Genomic DNA, 23,819 nt, shown 5'->3' with positions numbered 1-23,819 from the left:
TGCTCCTACATGTGTGCGGACCCGGGCGGAAGTGTTCCCGCCGGTCTGGCGGGCGGGGAAGCGGCAGTTCTAATTGCTGAGCGTGACGATGCTCGCGCCGAGGTCGGGTCCGACCCCTGTGAACCTGTCGTCAAGGGAGACAAAGCTGACGAACTGGCCGATGATGCCTTTGCAGTCGCCCTTGCAGGTGGCTCCGGAGTAGGTGGTTGCCTGGTAGCTGAAGCCCGGGTAGTTCCATCCGAGCAGCTTGAATGCGGCCCAGCCGGTGACCTTGTACCAGCCACCGGCTCCGGCGCCGTTCTTGTCGCTGTAGACAGGGAGCAGGATTGTTTTTCCGGCTGATGCGGTCAGGACGGAAGCACACCCTGCCGGAAGGCTGATGCCGTTGTCACTGGCCATCATGGCGTTGATGGCGATGTCCACGTTGGCGCCGCAGACCCCTGACGGGGTGGCGAGCCAGCCGAATCCGCCGGGGAGCAGCTGCCCGGACGGACTTGTGCTGGAGCAGGGGGTCCCGCCGCTGTCGCCGTGTCGGCTGATGACTTGGATGGCGCCGTTGAGTTTGAAGTTGCAGGGGGCGAAGACCAGCGGCAGGATGGCCGGTCCCCTGGCTGGGCTTCCCCAACGCGCCGTGGAGGTGGCGCTGACCGTGTCCGTCTCGATGCCCAGGATGGGAGCGAACGTGAGGGCGAGCGAGCCGGCTTTGGTTTTGCCGTCCTTGGTCGTGGTCTGCACCTTGACGGAGTTGGCCGTGGGGTAGGTCAGGGAAGACACGGTGGACGCGCCGTCGTTGGAGTTCGCGTTTGCCAGCTCCTGGGCGGCCGGGAGTTTGAGGGCGGGGTTAGTGCAGGTGCGGGTCTTGCTGCATTCCTGTGAGATGGCCAGGGCGGCAGCGTCTGCGGCGGACTGGAGCTGGGCCCGTTCCGAGTACAGGGCGCCGGTGTCGATGGCGACCGCGGCGAAGCCCAGTATCCCGACCATGGCAAAGGCCACGATCACGGCAACTGCGCCGCGCTCATCGCTGTTTTGGGGGATCCGTTTCAGCCACCGCACCGCATGACGCCTTTCCCTTTGAGGTCGACTCCATCGGCCAGGAAGCCGGTGATGAAGTTCAGCCGGTAGGTGACGGTCACTGTGACGTTGGCGCCGGCCGTGCAGGTTGTTGGACTGACCTGGATCTGCCCTGTGCTCAGCTGCGGGTTCAGTGCCGGGGATGCCGCCTGCACGGCAGTCTTGGCCAGGGCGGGGCTGCCCTGGATGGACATTACCCGAGCGCCTTCGCGGGCTGCTGCTGTCACGGTGATCTGTGCGTTATAGGCTCTGCCGAACTCCATGATGCCCAGGAGAACGGCGATGAGGATGGGGAGGATCAGCGCGAACTCAACGGCGACCGAGCCGCGCTCGGATCGGAGGTGCTTCATGGCTGGTTTCCTGTCCCGAACAAATCTGCCCCGCGGCCGCTTCCTGAGCAGCCACGGGGCAGATTCACTGATGAGCTTTCCGCTTACGGGGCGGCCGGTGCGCCCGGGAGGCTTTCGGTGACGGACGTGAACAGGCCGGCGAGCTGCGGGCCGAGGATCACGAGAGCGGCGATGATGCCGACGGCGATCAGGCCAACCAGCAGGCCGTATTCGACCGCGGTGGCACCCGATTCACCGGAGAGGCGCTTCTTGGTGTCAGAGAGGAAGGAGAACAGGGTAGCGAAAAGCGGGTTCATGGGTTTCCTTAGAACGAGTGCTGCGGACGTCATGCAGTGAGGTGCGCCGCTTTACACCTGTTGAGGTGCGGAGCTTCTGCCTCTCACCACTAGAAGTGGCTGGCCGCGCAAAAACTTGAGCGAATCTTGATATTTCTTTGAGGATGGGTTTTCTCGGCGACCTGCGGGGTCAGGCAGCGAGACTGAGCGCAGGTGCGTGGGCCTGCCTGTAAGCCTCTGCCCATGCCTCGATGGGAGCGATCAGGGCCGGTTCGCCGGGGCCTCCCAGGAGACCGATGCGTTCCAGACGATCCCACACCCGGAAACCGTACGGGCCGGTGTCGTCCTTGACCCATTTCAAGGCCTTGGAGACCATCGCGAATTCGGCGACTGGTTCAACAGGTACCGGCCAGCGGTCCGGGGCGACGCAGGCGAGCCAGCGCACCTGGTCCTTCCGGGCGCCCAGGATCGGCACCATGCCGAGGGCGTATTCCTTGTCGCCGTGGCCGGCCTGGATGACGGAACCGGCCACGGCGGTGCGGATCGCACCGCCCATGTTGTCCCAGGCCTTCACCTGGACGGCAGCATCGGGCAGCACGTAGAGGTCACCGACGTCTTCCTTGCGTCCGGCGCCGAGGAAGCGCATCGCCTTCTCCAGCGCGAACTCCGGGAGAAGGTCCACCAGGACGGGGACCGACTCGCGTTCGAAGCGGTCGCCTTTGTCTTTTGAGCTATTGGCCATACCTGTCCTATGCGGGCCGGTCGGCGACGGCGGATCAGGCGAAGGGGTCCTCTTCGTCCAACAGGCACGTTTTGCCGGGCGTTGCCGGAGACTCAGCGAAAGGATCCTCGTCCAGGATGAGGCTGATGGTGGCAGCCACCGGCGGGCCAGCGAAGGGGTCCTCATTGTCGGGCGCTATTTCGATCGGCTCAGGTTCCGGGGCGGGCTGCCGCGCCGTATCGGCCTGCTGTGTTTCCCACGGGGCGATCTTGCCTTTGCGCCACGAAATGTCGATCGCGTCGATCTCAGCAAGCCGTTCGGGGCTGATGGTGCCCAGGCGGAGCGCGTTGCGCTGGGTGTTGATCCAAGCCCCCAGGTTGTGGCCGGATTCGACGTGTTTGGTGGGGACCAGGGCGTGGCCTTCCCGGGCTACGAACGCCGAGAGTTTCGCCAGCGCACGGTCCCATTTGGCTTTCCGCATTTCCACGACAGGCCCCGCTTCCACTTTCCTTCTCTTTTTCTTGGCGGGCTTGGTCGGCTTCTTCGCGGCCGGTGCGGTCGTAGCTTTCGATGTATCTGCGCTGCCAGCGGCGTCAAGATCGCTGCGTCCGTCGAAGAAGTCCCTGAGCTGTGCTGCTGCGGCTGGCTCACGGAGTGCAGCGAACGCTTTCGCTTCGATCTGACGGATGCGTTCCCGGGTCACCCCGTAGATCGTGCCGATCTGATCAAGCGTCAGTTGTTCCCCGGTGGCCAGTCCGAACCTGTAGGCGAGGACACCGGCCTCCCGTTCCGAGAGCCGGTCCAGGGCTCCGTGCACCGCGGACTGCAGCTGTGCCAGCACGGCGGCGTCGTACGCGGTGGGTTCGTCGGGGTCGTAGAGGGTCTCCCCCAGCAGCTCGACGCCGCCCTTACCGTTGGGCACTTCCCAGTCCAGCGAGGCCGGCGGGGTCCGGTGGCGGCGGACAGCGTTGATCTCGTCGACGGTCTTGCCGCATGCCTCAGCGATCTCCTCCGCAGTGCCGTCGCGTCCTTCGCTTTGGAGGAAGTTCCGTTCGGCGATGAAGACGCTGACGACCTGCTCGTGGAAGTGGACGGGGAGCCGGATTGTTCGTGACTGGTCGGCGATTCCGCGGGTGATGGCCTGGCGGATCCACCAGGTTGCGTATGTGGAGAACTTGAAGCCCTTCGTGTAGTCGAACTTCTGGACGGCGCGGTAGAGCCCGGCGTTGCCCTCCTGGATGAGGTCGAGGAAATCCATGCCGCGGCCGGTGTGGCGCTTGGCGATGGACACGACCAGGCGCAGGTTGCAGCTCACGAGCTTGAGCACCGCATCGCGGCCCGCGGACGCGACGGACTCCAACTCGAGGATCGCCCGGCGCCCTTCGGGACGTGCCGTGCCCAGCAGGTGCTCAGCGTACAGTCCGGCTTCGATTGCCATCCCCAGATCTGTGACCTCCTCATGGGTCAACAAGTCGAAGGAGCTGGCCTGTTCGAGATAGAGCCGCACGTCGTCGCCGATGCTGCCTTCAAGGACGGGCGCTTCGGACCAGTCACTGTCGTCGCGTTCGAGGACGAACGGGGCGGCAGGCGGTTCAACCGCAGGAGCTTGGGGCACCTCAGGGACCTCCGGCACTTTAGTTTCATGTTCTGTGTAGGCGAGGAACGCCTCAACAGCCTCCACATCGGTCTCAATCCGGAACGTTTCCTGCCTGCGGGCAAAGGGCAGGACGGCGCCAAGGTACTCGTCGCCCCGGACCGCGGGGTCCTCCACAGTGTGCCTGGAGTAGAGGACGACAAAGCGCCCGGCCCGGCCGTCAATCTTCTTCCGGATGACCCGGCCGAGACGCTGGACGAGTTGGCGCTGGCTGCTGCTGGCGGCGACCATGATGCCCAGATCGGCCTCGGGAACGTCGATGCCCTCGTCCAGTACCCGCGGTGCGGTGAGGACTTTGGCGTTCCCGTCCCGGAAGCTGCCCAGCGCCGCGGCACGCTGGTCGCGGCTCATGCCCGACATCACCGTGGTGGCGGGGTTGCCCATCGCAGCGCAGACCTGCGCAGCAGACAGAGCGGATTTCTTCGTCTGGGTGAACACCAGGGTCGGTCCGGCGGCGGTGATTGCACGGTTCAGGGCTGCCAGGGCCATGCGCTTGGTCGGTGTCTCCGCCAGCAGGTTCTGCCGGCCGGTCATCGCGGCCATGTATTTGCGGGCCAGGGCCGGGCCCGGGGAGTCGATTTTGCTGTCTGCCAGGTGCGCGACTGCGGCAATGAACGGCGCGAACGGGTTCCTAGGCATGTGCAGGTAGATCTCAAGCGGGCCGGTGGCTTTGGCCATCGTCTCCGTAAACGCATCGTATTCGTCGCGCTCTGACGGGGTGAGTTCAACACCGACCATGGCGACGTCGAAAGGGGCGATGATCTTCTCTGCCAGCGCCCTGTCGTACCAGAGCCTGAAGACGATGTCGCCGAAGAAAGGTGCGAGCCGGACGAGGTGTTCACCGTCGGTGCGTTCATAGGTGGCGGACAGGCCCAGACGCCAGGTGTAGCCGGTTTCCAGGGCTTCTGCGAACATCGGGGCTGCGTATCGGTGGCATTCGTCCGCGATGATCAGCCCGGCCTTGTGGTCCCGGAGGGTTTGGCGCGTTGCCGCGGAATGAACGATCGCGACGAGGACGTCCACGGTGTCCAGGCTGTCATGGCGGTTGTCGCCCAACGCCCCACGCCGCGCCCCCGGGAGGTCCCTGGCCAGGGCCTGGAGCCACTGGATCTGCAGCTCTGCGGTGGGGACGAGAACCAAGACCTTGAATCCGCGCCGCACTGCTTCGAAGGCGGAGGCGATGCCGACCCGCGTCTTGCCTGCCCCGGTGACCGCCTCGATGACCCCGCGGCGGCCGGCGGCACGCCACCGGTCCATGGCCTCTTGCTGCCATGCGTACAGGCCAGGGTAGTCATCTGCTGCCGGGATGTGGCGTTCCGCGGGCGCAGCAGGAAGAGCTCCGTCATTCGGACGCTGGGTCAATGCCGTGTTCATGTCCCGGAATGTGTGCGGCGAATGCCGGACCCGTGCCCGGAGACCAAGCCGACAGACCCTCTTCCGCGCCGCCGATGGTCACCGTGAGGCAGGGAGGACGATACTGGCCTATGCTCTAATCCGCGCCACGGCCGTCCCTCAAACGTCTACGCATGTTCCACTGCAGAGGCCAACTACTACCAGCACTCAGGGGTTTATCACCATGGACATCAAGCGCCGCCGGATGCTCACCGAGCCGGGCGACACCCTCCTCCTGTCCAAGTCCTCGATGGACACGGCCTTCCGCTTCACGGAATGGCAGGAGACCACCGGGCTGACGCCGAACCGGTTCACCGCTGACCCGATCTGCTCGGTCCCCCTGCCCATCTACACCCAGGTGGCACCCGGGACGCGTCAGTTCTCCTCCGTTAGGCCTGAGCTCATGTGGCACCCGCTGTTCTGGCTCCCGCCCCGCCTTGCCGGCCGCTACAACCTGCCCTCCGGCCCCGGCGGCGCCCTTGAGGTGGAATCCACGACGATGTGGTCGATCCGGGTGGCACTTGAGCTGACCGCCTCCGGGCTGTACAGCATCGAGGACGGCTGGATCGACATTCTCGCCACCGTCGGCATCGACGTCGAGAACGACGTGGACCTCGCCCGCATCGAGGAATGGCAGGCCGGCGGTGTCGATGACCTGCTCGACTCCATCGACCTGGACCTCTACCTGAAGCTGGAAACCAACCCGAACTGGGCCCTCCAGTCCGCCATGGCCCTGGTGGAACCGGCAACCCACGCCCAGTGGGCGATCCTCGCCGATTCCCTCATGGAGATGGTCTCGGACTCCTACGACCCGGAGCTGGACACTCCCCTGCATGAAGTGCGCGAGACCATTGCCGTCGCCGCCTCCCTGGCCGGGGTCCAGCTTGAAGAGGTCCCGACGGACGACGAGGAGCCGGCCGGGGAGTTCTGGGCCAGGATCGAACTGGAAGCCCGCGACGGCAACTACAGCACCGTCCAGCAGTTCCTGGCCGGCCCGGCAACCGAAGCCCTGGGCTGGCTGACGCTGACCCGCGACACGTACTGGGAATCCGTGGAGGACCTCCAGTCTCTCCAGGGAACCCCGGCGGCCTAAAAAACGATGGGAGTCACCGTGGACGAGTACACCGCGCTGGAAGCCAGAGTCAACCACGACGGGACCGTGGATGTGCTGGTCAATGGATCGCCTGTGCCGGCCGGGTGCGGGCTGACCATGGCAGCGGTCCTGGAGCTGCTCACGCGCTATGCCGGCGAAAACGGCAAGCTCCTGATGACCACCACCCACCCCAACGGACGAGTCACCCGTGACCTCGTCTCCGAGACCGGAGAGGTCACGCCGTTCTATCCGGATGCCAGGACTGAACCTTCGGCTGCCTCGGAGACCGCTCCCGATCCCAGCCACGATGAGCTGTACCAGGCGCTGAAAAACAGCGGACGGCGGGTCGGGTATGCGGACATTGCCTCCACCGAGCCCGTGCAGGCAATCGCTCCGTCAACGACCCGCGTGAAACTGGGCGAAGGAGCGGTCCCGAAATTCGACGTCGAAGCCGACATTGAAAAGGCCCTGTCCGCCAAGAAGCCCCCTCGCAGTACGGCCAAGACCATGGTCATTGCCGTGGTCATCACACTGCTCGTGCTGGGTGGACTGGCGGTGGGCGGCTGGCTGCTTCTCAATGGAGGCGACATCCGGGGCCCCCTGCCGACCTCACTTGGATCGGTACCCCCGCTGCCGCTGCTCTAAACACCAGCAAAAAGCCCGCCTCGTCACTGTGACCTGGCGGGCTTTTTCGTGCCCGGTGAGGCCCTGCTGGTCCGCCGCACACATGGCAGTCATGCCACAGACAAATGTTCAGCAGACCAGTGCAGTCGCCTATGCCAGCCTTGAGGACCTCGGCGAACGGCAGGCCGCCGTCCGCAACGCAATCAGCTCCCTGGGCGCTGCCTGCAACCAGAAGATCGCCGACTACCTCGGCGTCCCCGTCAACCAGGTCACCGGCAGGGTTTTCGAACTGCGGGACAAGGGGCTCGTCCGGGAAGCCTACAAGGCGGTTTGGCTGCCCACGGGACGCAACGTCATCTGGTGGGAAACCGTCTGACCATCACCAGGCGCAGCACCCGTCAGCGCCTGACCCGCATAGGGAACCCCGAAGTGCACCACACGGTGTGCTCCTCCGGCACATGGGCCACATAAAACGCCCGCCCCACGAAATGAGGAAACCATGGGCACTTTCGTGCACCTGAACGGCCACAGCGAATACTCCAGCGACTCCAACGCCACCATCAAGGAGCTCGTCGCCGCCGCGGCCGCCGACGGCCAGGGCGCCCTGGCCTTGACCGACACCAACCTCGCAGCCGCCCCGCTTCTCCGTGCCGAGGCACGTCGCCACGGCATCAAGCCGATCATCGGCCTGGACGTCAGGCTCGTCGAGAACCGCCACTCCACCGACCATCAGCAGGTCTTCCACCTGACCCTGCTTGCAGAGAACCGCACCGGCTGGCACAACCTCGTCGCCCTCTACAACTCCTCCGCCGTCCCGGGCCGGTCCCAGTCGTTCGTTGACCACGAATTGCTGGCCTTGCACGCCGACGGACTCATCGCCCTGACGGGCGGCCGCCGCGGCCCCGTTGAGGCGTTCTTGGACCTGAACGATGCAGACACCGCCCGAGCCAACTTCGCCAGGCTGGAAAGCACCCTCGGCACTGGCCGGGTGTTCCTCGAAGCATCATCCCCAGAGTCAGCCCAGCTGCTGACCGGCGTTTTCATGGGCAGGGCCGTGCACGTCGTGGCCACCGGCCGATACCGGCAAACAGCGCTGGAAGACACGGAAGCACGGCAGACCCTCATGGACATCCGCGCCGGCAAGGAGGGTCGGGGCTATGGCGAAGGAGGCTGGCTCCGGACCGAGTCCGAGATGCGCCGGCAGGCACCCGACTCCCAGGCATGGCAGAACGCCGTCACCATAGCCGCCACCGTCGGTGACGCCATCCACTACGACGCCATCCCGGAACCCGGCGGGAACATGCCTTCCTTCGCCGTCCCGGACGGCTTCCAGAGCAGCGGAGAGTACCTGCGGCACCTGACCTTCCGCGGTGCTGGCTCCCGCTTCGACGAGATCTCCTTCGAGGCGATCGAGCGGCTGAACAACGAACTGGAAGTCATCATCTCCAAGGGCGCCGCCGACAGCATCCTGATCACCCACGACCTCATCAAGTGGTGCACCGACAACGACATCCTGACCGGCGCCCGGGGCAACAGCTCCAGCAGCCTCGTCCTCTACTGCCTCGGCATCACCGACATCAATCCGCTGACCTACGGGTTGCGGTACGAGCGCTTCCTCCGCCCCGGCCGCACCGAAATCCCGGGCCTCGACATCGACATCCAGGCCTCCCGCATGCAGGACGCCCACGGTTATCTCTCCAAGCGCTGGCCTGACCGGGTGGCACGAGCCGCTACCCACTCACGGGTCAAGGCGGACACATGGACCAGGCGGGGCCTGGTCAGTGAGGAGAAGGCAGCCCTCGTGGATGGCCGGTTCCTCAACAGGAACATCCACCCCTGCGCCGTCGTGATCGCAGCCCGGGATCTCACCGATCAGCTTCCAGTCCTGCCGGACCGCCGGGCAGGCCACGAACATGAGCTGCCGGTTGCCAACTGGGAAGCCCAAACCCTCCTGAACGAGGGGTACCTGGTGCTGAACCTGCTCGGCTCCGCCACGCTCGATGTCGTTGCTCAAGCGGCGGCGCTGGCACGGCTGGACCGGGGCTCACCAGTCCACCTCGGACTCTTGCTCCCGGTTGGCGACGATCTCTACGCAAGGTCGACGCCAGCGGCGTGGGACCTCATCACTGCCGGAGACACCGACGGGGTGTTCGGCCTGGGCGCCGAGGAAGCAGTGGCAGCAGCCAAGCTTGCCCGGCCGCGGAACCTCACGGACATGGCTGTGCTCACCGCCCTGTCCGGCAAGGAAGAACGACGCAACCGGTACCTGACCGCCCGGATCAACCGGCCCCGCCTGCGCTACTACCACCTCGAACACCTGACCTCCGAGGAGTCCGAGCAGGCATACCTCTGCCGCATCCTGGCGCCAACGCACGGCGAGCTGGTCTTCCAGGAGCAGGTGATGGACCTGTTCTCCACCGTCGGCGGGTTTAGCGACGTCGATGCCGAAGGAGCCTGGCGGTTCCTGGCCAAGAAGCCGCGGGACTGGTCGGGCCTGCGGGAGAAGTTCCTGGCGGGCGCGGTGCAGGAGAAGCGCGGCCGCGCCGGGGACCCATACTCCATGGTGTTCAGCGCAGGGACGGCAGAGCAGGTCTTCGACCTGATCATGGAGGCGGTGCCCTTCCTTTTCAGCGCCTCCCACGCGCACGCGTACGCCGTGCGGACGTTCCAGACCGCCTGGCTCCGGGCCCACTTCCCGGAGGCGTTCCAGCGGGTCCTGGACGAGGTACAGCCGCGCCGGAATCTCATCGCCCGCTAGAAGCCCTTCCCGTGTCGTCCCTGGGGACGGCACGGGTTCGCGGTGAGCATCCCCAGCCATGCCGTACACATACCGGCCATGGCGACCTCACACTCCCCAGCATCAGCATCCTGCATCTCATACGGCGTCGTGCCTGCCTCCGATTCACCAGAGCCCCCGGAGCTGGATTACAAGTTCTTCTCCCCGGAATTCCTGGACGAGCTCGAGGAACACTACGCGGCGATGGCCGTCGGCCAGCTCCCCGCATAGGACACCCCGGACGGCATTCCCGTCCTGCATCACCACGGGCCCGCCGGCCCACTTCCAGCGAGACAGAATTCAGAGGCACCCATGGCGTTCGTCCACCTCCACAACCACACCGAGCACAGCAGCCTGGATGGCCTGGCGAGGATCAAGTCTGTGGCCAAACGTGCCGCTGAGCTTGGGCAGACCGCCATGGCCATCACTGACCACGGCTCCCTGGCGGGCGCCTGGAGGTTCACGAAAGCCTGCAAGGCCGCGGGGATCAAGCCGATCATCGGCATCGAGATCTACATGTCGATCGGCGACCGCTTCGAGCGGAACTCCGAGATCGTGGACCGCAACGACGACACCACCGCCGACGCCGACGACGGCAAGGGCGACACCAAGGAAAAGCGCTACGAGCACCTGACGCTCCTCGCCCGCAACGAGCAGGGGTGGAAGAACCTCCTGGCCCTGCACAACAAGGCCGAAGAGTCCTACTGGTACAAGCCCCGCATCGACTACAAGCTGCTCAAAGAGCACGGCGAAGGCCTGATCATCCTCTCCGGCTGCCTCGCCGGGCCTGTTGCCGGGCCTCTCTCCCGCGCTGCCGCGACCAAAACGGCCAGCGAGCAGGCCGCGGCCGGAGCGCTGGCGGCCCGGGAAGCCAACGAGGAAGACGAGGCCTCCAAGCTTGACGCCGAAGCTCAGGCCAGCCTGGCCAAATCGGCCGAGTTCGCCGCGGAAGCGCGGAAGAACCTGGACACCCTGATCGACTGCGTCGGCAAGGAAAACGTCTACCTCGAAATCATGTACCACAGCATCGAAGCCGAGCAGTCGGTCCTGAAGCCCATCGGCCAGCTGTCGCGCGAGTACGAAATCCCCATGGTCGTCACGAACGACTGCCACTACGAGGAAGAGGGCGACGCCCACCACCACGAAGGCTTCCTCGCCGTGGGCAGCAAGAAGGGCCTGGACGACCCGGCCCGCTTCAAGTTCAACGGCAGCGGCTACTACGTGAAGTCCGAGGCGGAGATGCTCGACATCAAGCCAGGCAGCAAGTCCTGGGCCGACGCCTGCGCCATGACCCAGGTCATTGCCGACCGCTGCGACGACCAGGTCATCCCGACGCCCCACCAGCGTCTGCCCAAGTACCCGCTGCCCGAGGGCTTCACAGACTCCAACGTGTACCTGAAGCAGCTGGTCAAGGAAGGCGCCATCGCCCGCTATGGCTCCCCGCTGTCCCAGGAGGTCAAGGACCGGCTCAAGACGGAGCTGGACATCATCAAGGACATGGGGTTCCCGGACTACTTCCTCATCATGTGGGATGTCATCAACTGGTGCCGCTCCGATGCCCCCATCGAGTTCGACAACCCGGACGCGCCGCGGAAGAAGCCTATCCTCGTCGGCCCCGGCCGCGGCTCCGCTGCAGGCTCGGCCGTCTCATACTGCCTGACCATCGTCGGCCTGGACCCGCTGTACAACAACCTGCTGTTCGAGCGCTTCCTGGAGCCCGGCCGTGCCGGCATGCCTGACATTGACGTCGACTTCGAAAAGGGCCGCCGCGACGAAGTGTTCGCCTACCTCGGCTACCGCTGGGGCAAGGGCAACGTGGCCCGCATCGGCACGTTCGGCGTGGCACTGTCCAAGGCTGCCATCAAGGACGCCGCGCGCATCCTGAAGCCGTCCGGACCCAGCGAGGAAATCAAGGCCCAGGCCAAGGAGTTCTTCGCCGCCGGAGACCGCGGAAAGGGTGCCTCCCTGCTGCGCGAGGCCGAGAAGGCCGCGACCGAGCGGGCAACCCAGATCATGCGACTGGGCAACAAGATGTCCGACCTTGTCCCGGCCTCGGGTGAGAAGGCCTACGACTTCGATCAGCTCGCCGACCCGAAAGACCAGGCCGGACAGGCGTTCCGCGACCTGGTGGAGGAGGCCGGTCAGGACGCATTGGACATCCTCGAAATGGCCCGCTCCTTCGAAGGCGTCATCAAGAACGAATCCATCCACGCCTGCGGCTTCGTGGTCTCCCCCGAGCCCCTCGATGACCTGGTTCCGCTGCGCTGGGCTTCCCACGCAGCCGACGCCGACCCCGCCGCGCCCCGTGTCATCTGCTGGGACGGTCCGGAGGTTGAGGACTACGGCTTCCTGAAGATGGACATCCTGGGCCTGATGAACCTCGACATTGTCGCCACCGCGCTGGAAAACATCGAGATGACCACCGGCGAGAAGCTGACCATGGATGACGTCCCGCACCCGGACACCCAGGGCGACCCGAAGGTCGATGCCGCGTTCGCACTGATCGCCGCCGGAAACACCGGAGGCGTGTTCCAGATGGAATCCGCGGGCATGGTCAAAATCGCCCAGGACGTCGTCCCCGAATCGCTCACTGACATTTCCGCCATCGTCGCGCTGTTCCGCCCCGGGCCGCTGGCAGCCAAGGTCCCGGACCGCTACGCCGCGCGTAAAAACGGGCTCGAAGAGGTCGACTACAACCAGTTCACTGCCGACAAAACCGAACAGGAATGGATCGCCAAGGTCCTCGGCGACACGTACGGCGTGTTCGTGTTCCAGGAATCCCTCATGCGCCTCGGCACCGTCATCTCCGGCTTCGATGCCTCTCAGCGCTCCGTGCTGCGTAAGGCCGTCGGCAAGAAGGACGCCAAGAAGATGGCCGAGGTCGGCGAAATGCTGGCCGCCGGCGCGGAGCAGGAGTTCTTCGACGAGGACGGGGCCATGATCTCCCCGAAGTTCTCCCCGAAAACGGCCGCCCACATGTTCGAGCTCATGAAGGGCTCGGCGTCCTACCTGTTCAACGCCTCCCACTCGGCCGCGTACGCCCAGCTGGCGTTCGTCACCGCCTACCTGAAGGCCAACTGGCCGGTGGAATACGCCGCCGCGATCCTGGCCATCGCCGACAAGGACGACAAGCGCATGAACGCCTTCTGGTCCCTGAAGACCGACGGCATCACAGTGCTCGCCCCGGACATCAACCTGTCCCTGGCCCGCACAGCTCCGGTGAACGGGTCCGTTCAGATGGGTCTCGCCGAGGTCAAAGAGGTCGGCGTCGCCGGACACTACATTGTCGCCGAGCGGCAGAAGAACGGCCCGTTCAAGAACCTGCACGACGTCCTCACCCGCGTCACAGTGCCGGGCAAGAACGGTGCCGAACCGACCAAGCTGCCGGTGGGCGCCATCCAGGGCCTGATCGAGGCGGGTGCGCTGGACTCGTTCGGGCCGCGGCTCGGGCTGCTCATGACGCTGCGCGCGGCCCACAAGACCGAGCTGCTGCCCATCGATGCCGAATGGTCCGACGTGGAGGAATCCACCCGGCAGCGCCAGCGCCTTGGCGTCAGCCTCGGCACCCACCCCTTGCAATCCCTCAAGGACGAAATCCTCGCCTGGGAGGGCCCGGCCGGCGGCAAGGCCACCCCGCTGCACAGGATCGCCGACGAGAACGGCGAAGCTGTGCTCACGGTGGGGGTCATCTCCATGTGGGAAGAGAAGGGCTACTCCGGCGGGCGCCGGGCCAACTTCGCGCTGGAGTCCTCCAAGGTCACCATCCAGGGCGTCATGTGGGATCGCACCCTGTCCAACCTGCGCCGCCGCGGCGCTGTCCCCAAGGTCGGTGACGTTGTCGCTGTTTCGGGCAAGGTCAACGTCCGCACCACCTCGGTCGGCGACGACGAGTCCGAGGCCCAGGACACCATCACCACCAAGGAGCTCTCCATTTTTGAAGTCTGGCCGATCGCCTCGGCAACCGCCCCCGAAATCAACGAACCTCCCGCCGTGATCGACTTCGCTGCGAAGTACCGCGAACTGCGCGCCAGCAACCCCACCCCGGACAAACCAAAGGGCGGCAAGGACAAGGACGCGTCAGCTGAACCGGCCGCCGCCGATGACAGCGTCCCCGACAACGTCGTGCAGCTGCACCCGGAGCAGGGCAAACAGCCAGCCAAGAAGGCCACCGCTTCCTGGTGCGCGGTCGAAACCGATGAGTTCGGCCACGGCGTGAACAGCGACGTCATTGCCGGAGACGAGCAGGTCATGAAGACCCACATGACAGCCCAGTTTCCAACCAAGACAGTCCAGGCCGGATCCATCTACCGGGTCATGGCTGTGGGCGGCGACATGATCACCGTCCTGGTGACCTCGCCGTCACTGAGCGGGCTGCAGATGCTGGAGATCGCACGGGAAGCCGGAGACGAGGATCCGCGCTGGAAGAAGGTCGCCGGTCCCAACCCCGACTACACCTGGTACCTGCTGGCCGAGGCCGGGCACGCGGCCGCAGACTCACAGTCCACGCGCGCCGCCTAGGCCGGTGAGCGGGGCTCCGGAATCCGCACACATGGGGGAAGAACAGGCGGGCCTGCCGCCAAAAGATCGACCCGCCGCTGTGCGCGGCAGAAGGAGCCCCCTCGTGAGCCCCGCCAACGACAAGCCCCAGACCGACACCACCCTCGCGGCTCTGGCAGTGCTTGAAAGATTCGCCACCCAGGATTTCGACTCGGTCGACGCCCTGCTGGACACCACGGACCCCAAAGAGCTCCTCATCGGCCTGCTCGACGTCTCCCGGATGCTCACCGGCATGCTCGCCCGGGCCACCGACGCCCGCCACGACGAAGTCATCGTTCACGTCCGCGGCACCATCATGGGGCTGATCCACGACGGCCAGTTGGGCACCGGCCTGGCGCCAGTGAAATAGCTCGTCTGCGGTGACGTTTTCCTGTACCGCCGCACACATAGAAACCAGATGGAGAAGCCCGTTTTGGGCCTGATCCAACTGAATGCGGAACAGCACGGAAGTGACACCCGTCAGCCGGCAAACCGCATAGGACTACCAGAAAGCCGGAGATGTTCCGGGTTTCTACCGCAGCCCTTATGGGCCTTACGAAAGGCAACGCCTTGTACAACATCCCCTTCACCGGCAACCTGTCCCACGACCTGGAGCTGAACACCAACACCGCATCGGGTATCCCCCGCCTCAACTTCCGCCTCGCGGTCAACGAAGGCGAACGCGGCAGCGATGACGAGAAGACGCACTTCATCCCCTTCACCGCTTTCGGCACGACCGCTGAGAACGCTGCAAAGTCCTTCAAGAAGGGCGACCGCCTGATCGTCCTGGGCCGCGTCAACACGTACCCGAAGTCCGTGTACCTCGAGAACGCCAACAAGGAGCTCGAAGAGAAGGAGATCACGATGGTCGGCTTCACCGCCAGCGACATCTCCGCCCCGGTCCGCTTCGCCACCGTGGACGTCCACAAGGTCGCGAAGAAGGAAGGTGGCGAGACCTCCGCTGCCGCCAAGAAGGCTCCGGCACCCCGCGCTGCCGCTGCCTCCAAGCCGAAGGTCGCCGTCCCTGCCGGCGGCGGTGACGACGACTTCTAAGCCGTCGCCAGAGAGCCCCGTCCCACCCTTCACCGGGTAGGGCGGGGCTCTTGCCTTTTCCCTGTCTACGCATGTTTCGAACGGATAGTGAACCGACCCGAGAAAGCGCCATGACCTCCCCCACCACATTCACTGAGACGCTCACCGGATTCATTCAGGGCCTGATCACCAACATGACTTCCCTGATAACCACGAACCCGGTGCCGTTCCTTGTCATCGCAGGTTTCCTCGTGCTCGTGTACGTCGGGCGGGCCATCGCCCAGAACCGGCCGGTGCCGACTGACCCTTCCCGGCTGTTCTCCGCCGTCCAGAAGAACGAAGGCTTCGGCCGCGCCGGCGGGCAATGTGAGATGGACGGCGTGCTCTTTATGCGCTGCAAGGCCAAGGCACACCACGGCGACCACCACTATCCGTGGTCCAAGGGCGGGTCAACGTCCATGGCCAACTTCGTCGCCGCCTGCGCACGGCACAACACCTCCAAGGGCGCCAAGATCCCGACCGTCTGGGCGACGATGCGCATGGAGGCAAGGCGCAGAAAATACTTTCCCCAGGGTGTGAACGTGAAGGCAGGTGAACGCTTTGCCCAGCGTTGAGAGCACCGCACCGTCCCCCGCGGTGGGCGAACTGTGGTCCATCCAGGGACAGGAGCCCCATGCGATCTTCCTTGGGGACGGGATGTGGAACGTCCTGTCCTGCATCAATGATGAATACACCCTCAGCCAGGTGGCCGGCCTGGAGCCGGCAGCCCGGGCACCTGATCAGCCGGCAGGGTTCCACTGGGCCGACCAGTTCGACGCCCTCGCTGCCGCGGACGGCCTGCGGATCACCTGGGCCGAGGAGATCCTGACCTACCAGGCGCAGGGCTGGGACAAAATCCGGAAGCTACCGCAGATGCGCACACTCATCAGTCGGTGATGAGGCCTGCCCCCAAAATCTGCGCATGTTCCAAGATATGAGCATCAATCCTCCCGAAAGCGGCCCGGCCCTTCCTGATGGAGCGGGAACGTCACCGTCCGCGACCCCAGGCGGCGCGCCGGACGCGCTTGGCCAGGCTAAAGCAGACGCCGGCACCGTTGCCGCGAACATCGCCCAGGGAGCCGTAACCGGCGGTGCCACAGGTGCAGCCCTCGGCGCCGTCAAGGGTGCCGTCAAGACCAAGACCGGCCGGAGGGTCATCGCCGCTGCCATCGCAGCGCCCATCCTCACCATCGCCTTGCTGGCACAGGTAGTTTTCGGTGCAGCCCAGTCCAACACCGCTGTCCCGGCCGGCCACGCCGTAGTTGCCGAAACAGCAGCCCTGAAATCCTTCGGCGACAAACCCGCAGACCTGAAGCGAGTCAGGGACGCCGCCTCACAGACCGGCGTGCGCTGGGAAATCCTCGCAGCAATTCAGCAGACAGCCAAGAGCAGGGCCGCAGGTGGCAAAGGCCCGTTCGGTCTCGACATAGACAAGACTGCCGGTGAAATCAGTGACGCTGACGCGGAAGACTTCGACAAGGCCGCGCTGTACCTCGGTCGGAAACTCGCCAAGGCCAACCAGGGCACCGTCGACGCCCTGCCTAACCCGGCCCTCGATGCCGGCTACATGGACAGCCGCGGCGCCAAAGGCGAGAACGTCCTGAAGGCGTCGGACCTCGAGGAATCCAAACAGGCGCGCGATGAGCTGAAAAAGCAGTACGTTGCGGCGATCGCAACGCTGCCGCTTAGCGGAAACCCCGGAGCTGCCGATGCCGTCTTCACCCGGGCCAGCAACTGGGCGATCGGGGCTGCCGACAAGTGCGGCTCTTCCACCGTCACCGTCGGTGAACCCTCCAGTGCCGACCTGAACGCGAAGAAGAAGGAATACGCGCAGGCGATCATCGACCAGGTCGCCGCCAAGGGCATGCCGGAGAAGGCTGCCATCATCGCCCTCGCAACCGCCCTGCAGGAGTCCGGGCTGCAAATGTACTGGAACTCCAGCGTCCCCGGCTCCAAGGAGCTCTCCTTCGGTGGCCCGGAGGGTGGCTTCGACCTGGGCGCGGGGAGGAAGTCCTACTCCGTAGGCCTCTTCCAGCAGCAGGTCAACGGAGCCGAATTCTCCTGGGGCACGGTCGAAGACGCAATGAGCCCGAGCAAGTCCGCGGACATGTTCCTTGAACGCCTGATGACGATCAGCGGCTGGCAGGACCTGCCCGTCACCGTTGCCGCGCAGAAGGTCCAGATCTCAGCGTTTCCGAGCGCCTATGCCGACGACGAGACCGCTGCAAAGAAGCTCGTCGACGAGCTGAAACCCACCAAGGGCAGCTACGGCACGACCACAACCAAGGAACCAGGCCTGGACGCCTCGGTGCCCGCGGCGCAGTCCAGCTGCCAGAGCGGCGGGATCGGAGGGGTCGGCACCGGTGTAGCCGGGCAGGGTGACGACTACCCCTACCGTGACCCGGTCGGCGTTTTCACTGACGAAGCCGACCCGTGGTCGCTGTACAAGCGCCAGTGCGTGTCGTTCGTCGCCTGGCGCCTGAACGTCCAGATGGGCTGGAAGGAAGGCCAGGAGTACCCTTTCACCCCGGCTAAGATCGGGGTTGGCCTTTTCGGCAACGCAGTGCAGTGGAAGGACACTGTCGGCTCCAAATACAAGATGGACACCACCCCGAAGGTGGGTTCCGTCGCCTGGTGGACGGCGAACTGGTCGAGCCCAACAAACATCACGGGCGATGCGGGCCACGTCGCCATTGTCAGCGCCGTCTACCCTGACAAGGGCACCATCGACATCGAAGAGTACAACTTCGAGCCGCTGGCCTACGACAAACGCAACATCCCCATCAAGGATGTCACCGGCTTCATCCACGTCGCCGACATTGAGAAGTAGTACCCGTACCGACAGTAAAGGATCGACCGATGGCCGCAGGCCCGACACCTCTCCACCCCGCAGTGCAGTTCCTCAAAGACAACGCAGTGGTCATCGGACTGGTTCTCATCGTCGCGATCTCGGTGGCTGTGTTCGCCTTCCTGCAGAGCGGACAGAAGACAGAACCCCCGGCCGAGGTCAAACCCACCGTCCAGGCCACGGCTGCTCTTGAGACGGCTGCCCCCACAGCCCCTGCAAGCCCGGCTGCCGGCCCCGGATCCGCCCCGGCGCCCACGTCTTCCCCCGTGGCCTCGGCAGGGGCGCAGACAGCCACAGGCGGCTCGCCAGCCCCAACAGCAACACCACGCGTCATCGGCACAGGACCCCAGTCGGTCACCGCGAAGGACTGGAAGCCTTTCGCCAGCAAGTTCGCCGCTGCCTGGGCCGACACCGCAGGCGGCAAGGAAGAGTGGCTCAAGCGCCTGAAGCCACTGGTCAGCCCCGACCTCTACTCCGGGCTCGAGGTCACCGACATCCGGGCTGTCCCCTCAGACACCTTCGACAGCGTCTCCCTGGCTGAAGAATCGGCCGGCGCCAAGACGTTCCACGCTTACTTCAAGAACGGCGGTGCCCTCTTTGACGGACGTGTCCAGGTACAGCCGGACGGGAGCTGGCTCGTCGACCAGCTCGCCCCGCCCAGCAAATAGGACATACAAAAAGGACCCCTCCTCGGAGGGGTCCTTTTTCTTGGGCGCTCAGTAGTTGTTGAAATCAGAGCGCTGGTGGACGAGCTGCTCGTGGATGCCGGACAGCTGCTCTGACTGGCTCTGCAAGGCCTCCAACAGGGCGTTATCGTTGCGGAACACCTTGTCCATCGCGTAGCGGACGTCGTAGAGGCTGTACTTCTGGTCGATCTGCCGCACCGTCAGCGTCTCGTTGTACAGCTCCACCGGCTCGTCGAGGACCTTCTGTTCCTCCTCCGGCGGGAACCTTGCCGGGTTGGGACGGTGGATCAGCATCTTAGTGGCCCGGATGAGCTGCCGGGTGTCGTACTGGCCCAACCGCTCTGGTCGCTTCGCGACGACGCCTGGGAGGACGGACTGACGGTGCTGTTCGTACTCGCGCTTGAACCGTTCCTGGTACTCCTCCAGGTTCCGTTTTGGCACGGGATTCTGTTCTTCCCAGTGAGTCCGCCAGGCAGTCATGTGCTGCTCCATGTCCTGGTCAATTTCCTTCTGCCGGAACGTGGCGTACGCATCGACCACCTGGTCGATGATCTCGTCCGGGATTTCGACGTTGGACCAGAACTGAATGCAGTGTTCCGCGGTCGCGGACGGGGCCGGGTTGAGGAAGGATCCGTCGGTTCGATCGAAGAGTCGGATGGGGGCCTCCGCGTGGTTTGTGGCCACAAACTGGCCTCCGCTGGGGATTCCCGCGGGGGCCCGGTTGATGCCGTCTGCTGTCATGGTCGTAAGCTCCCTTTGATGCTTCCTGATACTGATGACGCCTCGCGGGTGCTCGGCGTTGATACTACTGGATGAGTCCGTTCCAGGACGGTAATGCCTCCAACCCATGTGTGTCCGGCTGGAGGCATTATCGCGCGTCTAAGCCCTGGGCCCGCTGACCACGGGGATCGGTTCGGTTACCGGAGCAGACCGTCCCAGCTCCTGCCCTTCGGACCTTGGACCGACTGAAGGTGGTGCATCCGGGCGGGGACCGACGTTTCGGGACGACCTCCCCATCTCCTGCTGATCCACGACAGTCGTGGAAGTCTGCGCGTCCGTCTGCTGGCTTCCCTTGCGCTCCTTGCTCTCCTTCGGAGCCTTGGGTGCCTTCTGCTTCATCTGGTGACGCATCGCCTCGCGGTAGGCCATCGTGGTGCTGTCCATCTTGGCCCGTTTTGCAGCGGGTGCCTTGGCGGCCAGCGAACGAGCGGCGGTCTTGCCGGCGAAGGCTGCACCGGCAACCGCCACGGGGGCCAGGATCGGAGCGAGCGGCAGGGCCGGTGCTGTGAACACGACTGCTGCGCCGGTAGCCAGAACCTTGGCCGACGTCCGCAACGGCTTCTCACGGAACTGCTGCTGCGTGCTGGACCAGGTATCCGCCAGGGCGGCCTTGGCCTTGCCACCCATGGTCGTGGGCGCCGGCGCCAACCCGAGCTCCGCGCGGCGCTGCTTCTCCCACTGGGTTGCCGCAACCCTTTCGATCTTCTGGGCGCCCTTGAGTGCCTTCCGGTCGCTGGCGGACATTGGACCGCGTGTGAGCTGCGAGTTCGCGACGTTCGTGTTGACCAGGTCAAGGTGGTCCAGCCTGCCGTCAGTGTTGTGCTCGCCGGACTGGAGCTGCTCAGCCACTGCCTCGGGTGAGGTCCGCTCTTCGACGTTCTCCGATACCTGGCCCTTGCGCTTGCCCGCGGCGGCCACAGCACCACCGGCGGCACCTGCACCGAAGGCGCTCTTCATGTCCAGGCCGCCGCGGCGCTTGGCCCCGGCGAGGGCACCAGGCACGGAACCAGCCGCCAGAGCTCCCCGGGCGCCGGCAGCAGCGCCTGCAGCGGCTCCGACAGGAGCTGCCGCACCGCGGCGTGCTACTGCGCTCTTTCCGAGGCGTCCACCCGAGGCTGCCGACATTGCCCCGTTCAGGCCGCGGCTGCCGGCGCGCTTCGCCGCTCCCATGGCGCGGGCACCGTGGCGTCCGGCTGTGCGGTCCAGGAGGGAACCAACACCGGCTGCTGCCGCCCCGCCCACGGCCGCCGCCGACGTTCCCCAGGCCAGGCCTGCGGAGAGCTTGAACGGGGAGGGGACCTTCATGACCTTGGTGAACATCATGTGGAGCAGGTAGACCGCAAGCAGCGGAGAAAGCCCGGTCCAGAGGGTGGCGAACAGGGAACCGTCGCCGCCCAGGAAGGTGGCGCCCAGGCCTTGAAGCATCTTGGAGAGCACAGCAATCAGAGCGAAGATCATCTGGATCCCGAAGACGAAGATGTTCATTCCGAGCAACATCTTCATGAAGCCTGCCAGCTTGTCTGTGCCGGCGCTCGGCAGCAGACACATGATGACCAGGAAGAAAGCGGTGATGATCATGATGACCATCGCAATCTTGGCAACGATGATCGAGACGGCAACCGCACCGAAGACCAGGAGCATGGCGAGGGCGGAGAGGTTGTAGGCGAAGACCGAGGTCAGGCCCTGGTAGTTGTAGTTGCCGTGAAGGGTCAGGATGAAGTCGCGCAGGTCCAGGTTCTGGGTGCGCTTCTGGACGTCGTCACCGTTGGAGGTCCAGTCCATGGCCCCTGGCGCGTCGCCTTCCTGCGTGAACCAGTTCTTGCAGTCATCCTGGCTGACCTTCTTCTCGGTGTCACCAGAGGCGAACGGCTCGCGGATGGACCAGCTGCCTTTGTCGGTGGGGTTGCCATCGGCGCTGAGCTTGCAGGTTGCGAAGCCAACCAGGGAGCGGTCCCTGCTGACGGTGTCTGTCGGCTGCCAGGCCTTGGAGTTGTAGAAGGATTCGTTGTAGCCCTTATCCCAGTACCGGCCCATTGTCGCGCGGACGGTGGAGGCGGCTGCGGAGCGGTCCGCGTCCAGGGATGAGCCCATGACGCCGACACCGGAGTTCCAGTCCAGAAGGTGGCAGTAGGCCTCTGAGTCCAGGCCGTTGGTGCCGAACTGAGCGCTGCGCCAGGTCTTCAGGCCCGTGCCTTCCCAGAGGGTCGACATGATCATCGGAACGCCGGAGGAGAGCTTGTCGGCTCCGGCCCCGTACGTGCTTTGGTAGCCGGCCTTGAGGGACTGGATGTAGTTGGCGCAGGACAGCGGATCCGTCGTGTCATAAATCCCGGTCTGCGTGGTAGGCATGGCCAGTGCAGAGGCGGGTGCGGAAGCAAGCGACGAGACCGTCTTGTTCAGGGTCGTCACGATCCAGCCGGGAGACATGAGGCCGGGCTTGTACTCCGCCGTGCTTCCGTCCTTCCCGCCGCCGGTGGAGTTCATCGAACCGGCCACCATAATGCCGAGCAGGCCGACAATGGCGCCCTTGGCGACGATTGTCTTCCATGCGGCTCCGCCGCGTCGGCGGGCCTGGAACAGGAGGATGGCGACAGCGATAACGACGATAGCGGCCAGCAGTCCGGAGCTAAGAACGGCGCCTCCGATGGTTGCGCCTACCTGGTCGGCTGCCCCGCCCATGGAATCGAGCATGCAGAAGTTGATGGCGAACGCAGAGGCTCCGGTGCCCAGGGACCACATGAAGTTTCCGCTGGACATGCCCGCGGTGACGAGGGCGTGGCGCTGCAGAAGCTGCGCAGTGTCGGCCATGAACTGGTTATCCAGGCGCGAGTGCATATTGGCCGTGGCATCGGCCCAGCGGTTGACCGGGAGCTGCGGGGAGCTTGAGGCGTACTTTCCCTCTGTACTGGAGCCGGTGCAGGTAGAGGCGGCTGAGACCATGGCCGGGGCGGCGGCCGGCGTGCTGATGGCGACCTGGGAGTGGGCTGGTGCAGCGGCGGCACTGGCTGCCGGTGCCATGCCCACGGTCAAGGCGGCCATCACGATGAGGGCCCCGGTCAGACGGGCGAACAGGGACTTCTTCATCGGGAGGATGCCTCAAAATCTTCGAAGTAGGTGGGCTGTGCGGGCCGGGAGTCATCTGCGTCGCGATGGACGGGGACTGTGATCTGGCGAATGGTGCCGAACGTTTCACCGGTGACGTCAACCGGCATGCCGCACAGGTAGAAGGTGTTCACTGCTGAACGCTTCTTATCGAACATGGCCTGATAGGTGCGGAGCCGCAGGCCGTCCTTGGACCGGCGCTCGATGAGGAGGAAGGCGGCGCCTTCAACCAGTGGGATCCAGAGCATCGCCCAGGACTGGAGCATGGGGAAGAAGAACGCGGTCAGGATGCCCGCGGGAACCATGGCGATGACCGCAATCCAGAAGGTGCGCCATTTCATTTCGACCGTGCCGATGACCGTGGTCCTGTCGGCACCTGACGTGCGGCCCGTCATGGGGGTCAGCAGGTACAGGGAGTTGATGGTGGCCATGAAATTGTCCCTTCAGACGTAAGCCGGGGCTCGGAAGCCCCGGCTTACGGTTGATCTTTGGCGGCTACTGTCCTGTTGCGGTTTTCGCCAGCTGGATGCAGATGTTGGCCACCCAGTCGAGGAGTCCCAGAAGCAGCGGGAAAAGGATGCCCGGAGCGCACAGGATGGCGCCGGGGATCAGGGCGCCCCACAGCGGCTGAGAGCCCTGGCCCATGCCGCCGCCGCGGCGCCGGTCCCAGGCCCACTTGAGCAGCGCGAAGGCGACAAGCACCACGCCGATAATGGTCAGCAGCTGGGGAAGACCGGGGAACCCTTCGAGTACGGCCTGCCATACCCTGTCCCAACCGCCCTTGAGGTTGACTTCGCCGGCCATCGGGACGGCCATGGGAACAGCGTTCATTTCTTGCCT

21 protein-coding genes are annotated in these 23,819 nt (G+C 65.1%); 12 read left to right on the top strand and 9 right to left on the bottom strand.

The window, feature by feature from the left end:
• Positions 1-69: 69 nt before the first annotated feature.
• The 5 genes from ACHL_RS22330 to ACHL_RS23625 all read right to left on the bottom strand — a co-directional run bounded on the left by ACHL_RS22330 (position 70) and on the right by ACHL_RS23625 (position 5,445).
• Entirely contained in the window at positions 70-1,053 is a 984-nt protein-coding gene (locus tag ACHL_RS22330) for a pilus assembly protein TadG-related protein (RefSeq protein ID WP_012623409.1), read from the bottom strand.
• A complete protein-coding gene (locus ACHL_RS22325; protein ID WP_012623408.1) occupies positions 1,041-1,421 on the bottom strand; it encodes a TadE/TadG family type IV pilus assembly protein in 381 nt (126 codons plus the stop codon). The genes ACHL_RS22330 and ACHL_RS22325 overlap by 13 nt, the downstream gene beginning before the upstream one ends.
• Before the next feature lie 83 nt (positions 1,422-1,504).
• The gene (locus ACHL_RS22320) at positions 1,505-1,717 is read right to left on the bottom strand and encodes a Flp family type IVb pilin (protein ID WP_012623407.1); all 213 of its coding nucleotides are present in this window, start codon (positions 1,715-1,717) and stop codon (positions 1,505-1,507) included.
• A 169-nt stretch (positions 1,718-1,886) separates the two neighbouring features.
• Positions 1,887-2,438: a hypothetical protein gene (locus tag ACHL_RS22315; RefSeq protein WP_012623406.1), complete on the bottom strand. Its 552-nt coding sequence runs from the start codon at positions 2,436-2,438 to the stop codon at positions 1,887-1,889.
• A gap of 34 nt (positions 2,439-2,472) precedes the next feature.
• Positions 2,473-5,445, bottom strand: coding sequence for a sigma-70 family RNA polymerase sigma factor (locus ACHL_RS23625; RefSeq protein ID WP_081434859.1), 2,973 nt, complete (start codon positions 5,443-5,445; stop codon positions 2,473-2,475).
• Between the two features lie 202 nt (positions 5,446-5,647).
• Between ACHL_RS23625 and ACHL_RS22300 the strand changes: the two genes are divergently transcribed.
• The 12 genes from ACHL_RS22300 to ACHL_RS22250 all read left to right on the top strand — a co-directional run bounded on the left by ACHL_RS22300 (position 5,648) and on the right by ACHL_RS22250 (position 19,079).
• Positions 5,648-6,556, top strand: a complete 909-nt coding sequence (locus tag ACHL_RS22300) for a hypothetical protein (RefSeq protein WP_012623404.1) — start codon at positions 5,648-5,650, stop codon at positions 6,554-6,556.
• A gap of 18 nt (positions 6,557-6,574) precedes the next feature.
• Positions 6,575-7,201, top strand: a complete 627-nt coding sequence (locus tag ACHL_RS22295) for a hypothetical protein (protein WP_012623403.1) — start codon at positions 6,575-6,577, stop codon at positions 7,199-7,201.
• A gap of 91 nt (positions 7,202-7,292) precedes the next feature.
• Positions 7,293-7,556, top strand: coding sequence for a hypothetical protein (locus ACHL_RS22290; protein WP_043795106.1), 264 nt, complete (start codon positions 7,293-7,295; stop codon positions 7,554-7,556).
• 123 nt (positions 7,557-7,679) lie between these two features.
• Complete coding sequence (locus tag ACHL_RS22285; protein ID WP_012623401.1) at positions 7,680-9,938, top strand: PHP domain-containing protein; 2,259 nt, start codon at positions 7,680-7,682, stop codon at positions 9,936-9,938.
• A 78-nt stretch (positions 9,939-10,016) separates the two neighbouring features.
• Positions 10,017-10,187 (top strand): hypothetical protein, encoded by a 171-nt coding sequence (locus ACHL_RS23970; RefSeq protein ID WP_012623400.1) that lies wholly within the window; start codon positions 10,017-10,019, stop codon positions 10,185-10,187.
• An 81-nt stretch (positions 10,188-10,268) separates the two neighbouring features.
• Positions 10,269-14,474 carry a DNA polymerase III subunit alpha gene (locus ACHL_RS22280; protein WP_012623399.1) on the top strand — a complete coding sequence of 1,402 codons (4,206 nt, stop codon included), beginning with the start codon at positions 10,269-10,271 and terminating at the stop codon, positions 14,472-14,474.
• 103 nt (positions 14,475-14,577) lie between these two features.
• A complete protein-coding gene (locus ACHL_RS22275; RefSeq protein WP_012623398.1) occupies positions 14,578-14,862 on the top strand; it encodes a hypothetical protein in 285 nt (94 codons plus the stop codon).
• Positions 14,863-15,038: 176 nt separating this feature from the next.
• Positions 15,039-15,545, top strand: a complete 507-nt coding sequence (locus ACHL_RS23620) for a single-stranded DNA-binding protein (protein WP_167534799.1) — start codon at positions 15,039-15,041, stop codon at positions 15,543-15,545.
• A 110-nt stretch (positions 15,546-15,655) separates the two neighbouring features.
• Entirely contained in the window at positions 15,656-16,138 is a 483-nt protein-coding gene (locus tag ACHL_RS23615; protein ID WP_012623396.1) for an HNH endonuclease, read from the top strand.
• A complete protein-coding gene (locus ACHL_RS22260) occupies positions 16,125-16,460 on the top strand; it encodes a hypothetical protein (RefSeq protein WP_012623395.1) in 336 nt (111 codons plus the stop codon). The genes ACHL_RS23615 and ACHL_RS22260 overlap by 14 nt, the downstream gene beginning before the upstream one ends.
• 37 nt (positions 16,461-16,497) lie before the next feature.
• Positions 16,498-18,393, top strand: a complete 1,896-nt coding sequence (locus ACHL_RS22255) for a CHAP domain-containing protein (protein WP_043795104.1) — start codon at positions 16,498-16,500, stop codon at positions 18,391-18,393.
• A gap of 29 nt (positions 18,394-18,422) precedes the next feature.
• On the top strand, positions 18,423-19,079 hold the full coding sequence (locus ACHL_RS22250) for a hypothetical protein (protein ID WP_012623393.1): 657 nt from the start codon (positions 18,423-18,425) through the stop codon (positions 19,077-19,079).
• A gap of 48 nt (positions 19,080-19,127) precedes the next feature.
• Here the strand turns inward: ACHL_RS22250 and ACHL_RS22245 are convergent, their stop codons facing one another.
• The 4 genes from ACHL_RS22245 to ACHL_RS22230 all read right to left on the bottom strand — a co-directional run bounded on the left by ACHL_RS22245 (position 19,128) and on the right by ACHL_RS22230 (position 23,810).
• On the bottom strand, positions 19,128-19,838 hold the full coding sequence (locus ACHL_RS22245; protein ID WP_012623392.1) for a hypothetical protein: 711 nt from the start codon (positions 19,836-19,838) through the stop codon (positions 19,128-19,130).
• 138 nt (positions 19,839-19,976) lie between these two features.
• A complete protein-coding gene (locus tag ACHL_RS22240) occupies positions 19,977-22,961 on the bottom strand; it encodes a hypothetical protein (protein WP_012623391.1) in 2,985 nt (994 codons plus the stop codon).
• Positions 22,958-23,410 carry a hypothetical protein gene (locus ACHL_RS22235; RefSeq protein ID WP_012623390.1) on the bottom strand — a complete coding sequence of 151 codons (453 nt, stop codon included), beginning with the start codon at positions 23,408-23,410 and terminating at the stop codon, positions 22,958-22,960. Before ACHL_RS22235 ends, ACHL_RS22240 begins: the two co-directional genes overlap by 4 nt.
• Positions 23,411-23,474: 64 nt before the next feature.
• Positions 23,475-23,810, bottom strand: a complete 336-nt coding sequence (locus tag ACHL_RS22230) for a hypothetical protein (protein ID WP_012623389.1) — start codon at positions 23,808-23,810, stop codon at positions 23,475-23,477.
• Positions 23,811-23,819 lie beyond the last annotated feature (9 nt).

The sequence above is a fragment of the Pseudarthrobacter chlorophenolicus A6 genome, from assembly GCF_000022025.1.
GTDB lineage: Bacteria > Actinomycetota > Actinomycetes > Actinomycetales > Micrococcaceae > Arthrobacter > Arthrobacter chlorophenolicus.
The sequence above is the reverse complement of the archived record's forward strand: the minus strand, read 5'-3'. Positions and strand labels throughout refer to the sequence as shown.

What these genes read in the sequence shown, in the direction of transcription:
- ACHL_RS22255 (WP_043795104.1), top strand. Translation starts at nt 16,498, where the DNA reads ATGAGCATCAATCCTCCCGAAAGCGGCCCGGCCCTTCCTGATGGAGCG.
- ACHL_RS22230 (WP_012623389.1), bottom strand. Translation starts at nt 23,810, where the DNA reads ATGAACGCTGTTCCCATGGCCGTCCCGATGGCCGGCGAAGTCAACCTC.
- ACHL_RS22235 (WP_012623390.1), bottom strand. Translation starts at nt 23,410, where the DNA reads ATGGCCACCATCAACTCCCTGTACCTGCTGACCCCCATGACGGGCCGC.
- ACHL_RS23970 (WP_012623400.1), top strand. Translation starts at nt 10,017, where the DNA reads ATGGCGACCTCACACTCCCCAGCATCAGCATCCTGCATCTCATACGGC.
- ACHL_RS22285 (WP_012623401.1), top strand. Translation starts at nt 7,680, where the DNA reads ATGGGCACTTTCGTGCACCTGAACGGCCACAGCGAATACTCCAGCGAC.
- ACHL_RS22320 (WP_012623407.1), bottom strand. Translation starts at nt 1,717, where the DNA reads ATGAACCCGCTTTTCGCTACCCTGTTCTCCTTCCTCTCTGACACCAAG.
- ACHL_RS22245 (WP_012623392.1), bottom strand. Translation starts at nt 19,838, where the DNA reads ATGACAGCAGACGGCATCAACCGGGCCCCCGCGGGAATCCCCAGCGGA.
- ACHL_RS22315 (WP_012623406.1), bottom strand. Translation starts at nt 2,438, where the DNA reads ATGGCCAATAGCTCAAAAGACAAAGGCGACCGCTTCGAACGCGAGTCG.
- ACHL_RS22250 (WP_012623393.1), top strand. Translation starts at nt 18,423, where the DNA reads ATGGCCGCAGGCCCGACACCTCTCCACCCCGCAGTGCAGTTCCTCAAA.
- ACHL_RS22280 (WP_012623399.1), top strand. Translation starts at nt 10,269, where the DNA reads ATGGCGTTCGTCCACCTCCACAACCACACCGAGCACAGCAGCCTGGAT.
- ACHL_RS23625 (WP_081434859.1), bottom strand. Translation starts at nt 5,445, where the DNA reads ATGAACACGGCATTGACCCAGCGTCCGAATGACGGAGCTCTTCCTGCT.
- ACHL_RS22240 (WP_012623391.1), bottom strand. Translation starts at nt 22,961, where the DNA reads ATGAAGAAGTCCCTGTTCGCCCGTCTGACCGGGGCCCTCATCGTGATG.
- ACHL_RS23615 (WP_012623396.1), top strand. Translation starts at nt 15,656, where the DNA reads ATGACCTCCCCCACCACATTCACTGAGACGCTCACCGGATTCATTCAG.
- ACHL_RS22300 (WP_012623404.1), top strand. Translation starts at nt 5,648, where the DNA reads ATGGACATCAAGCGCCGCCGGATGCTCACCGAGCCGGGCGACACCCTC.
- ACHL_RS23620 (WP_167534799.1), top strand. Translation starts at nt 15,039, where the DNA reads ATGGGCCTTACGAAAGGCAACGCCTTGTACAACATCCCCTTCACCGGC.
- ACHL_RS22325 (WP_012623408.1), bottom strand. Translation starts at nt 1,421, where the DNA reads ATGAAGCACCTCCGATCCGAGCGCGGCTCGGTCGCCGTTGAGTTCGCG.
- ACHL_RS22290 (WP_043795106.1), top strand. Translation starts at nt 7,293, where the DNA reads ATGCCACAGACAAATGTTCAGCAGACCAGTGCAGTCGCCTATGCCAGC.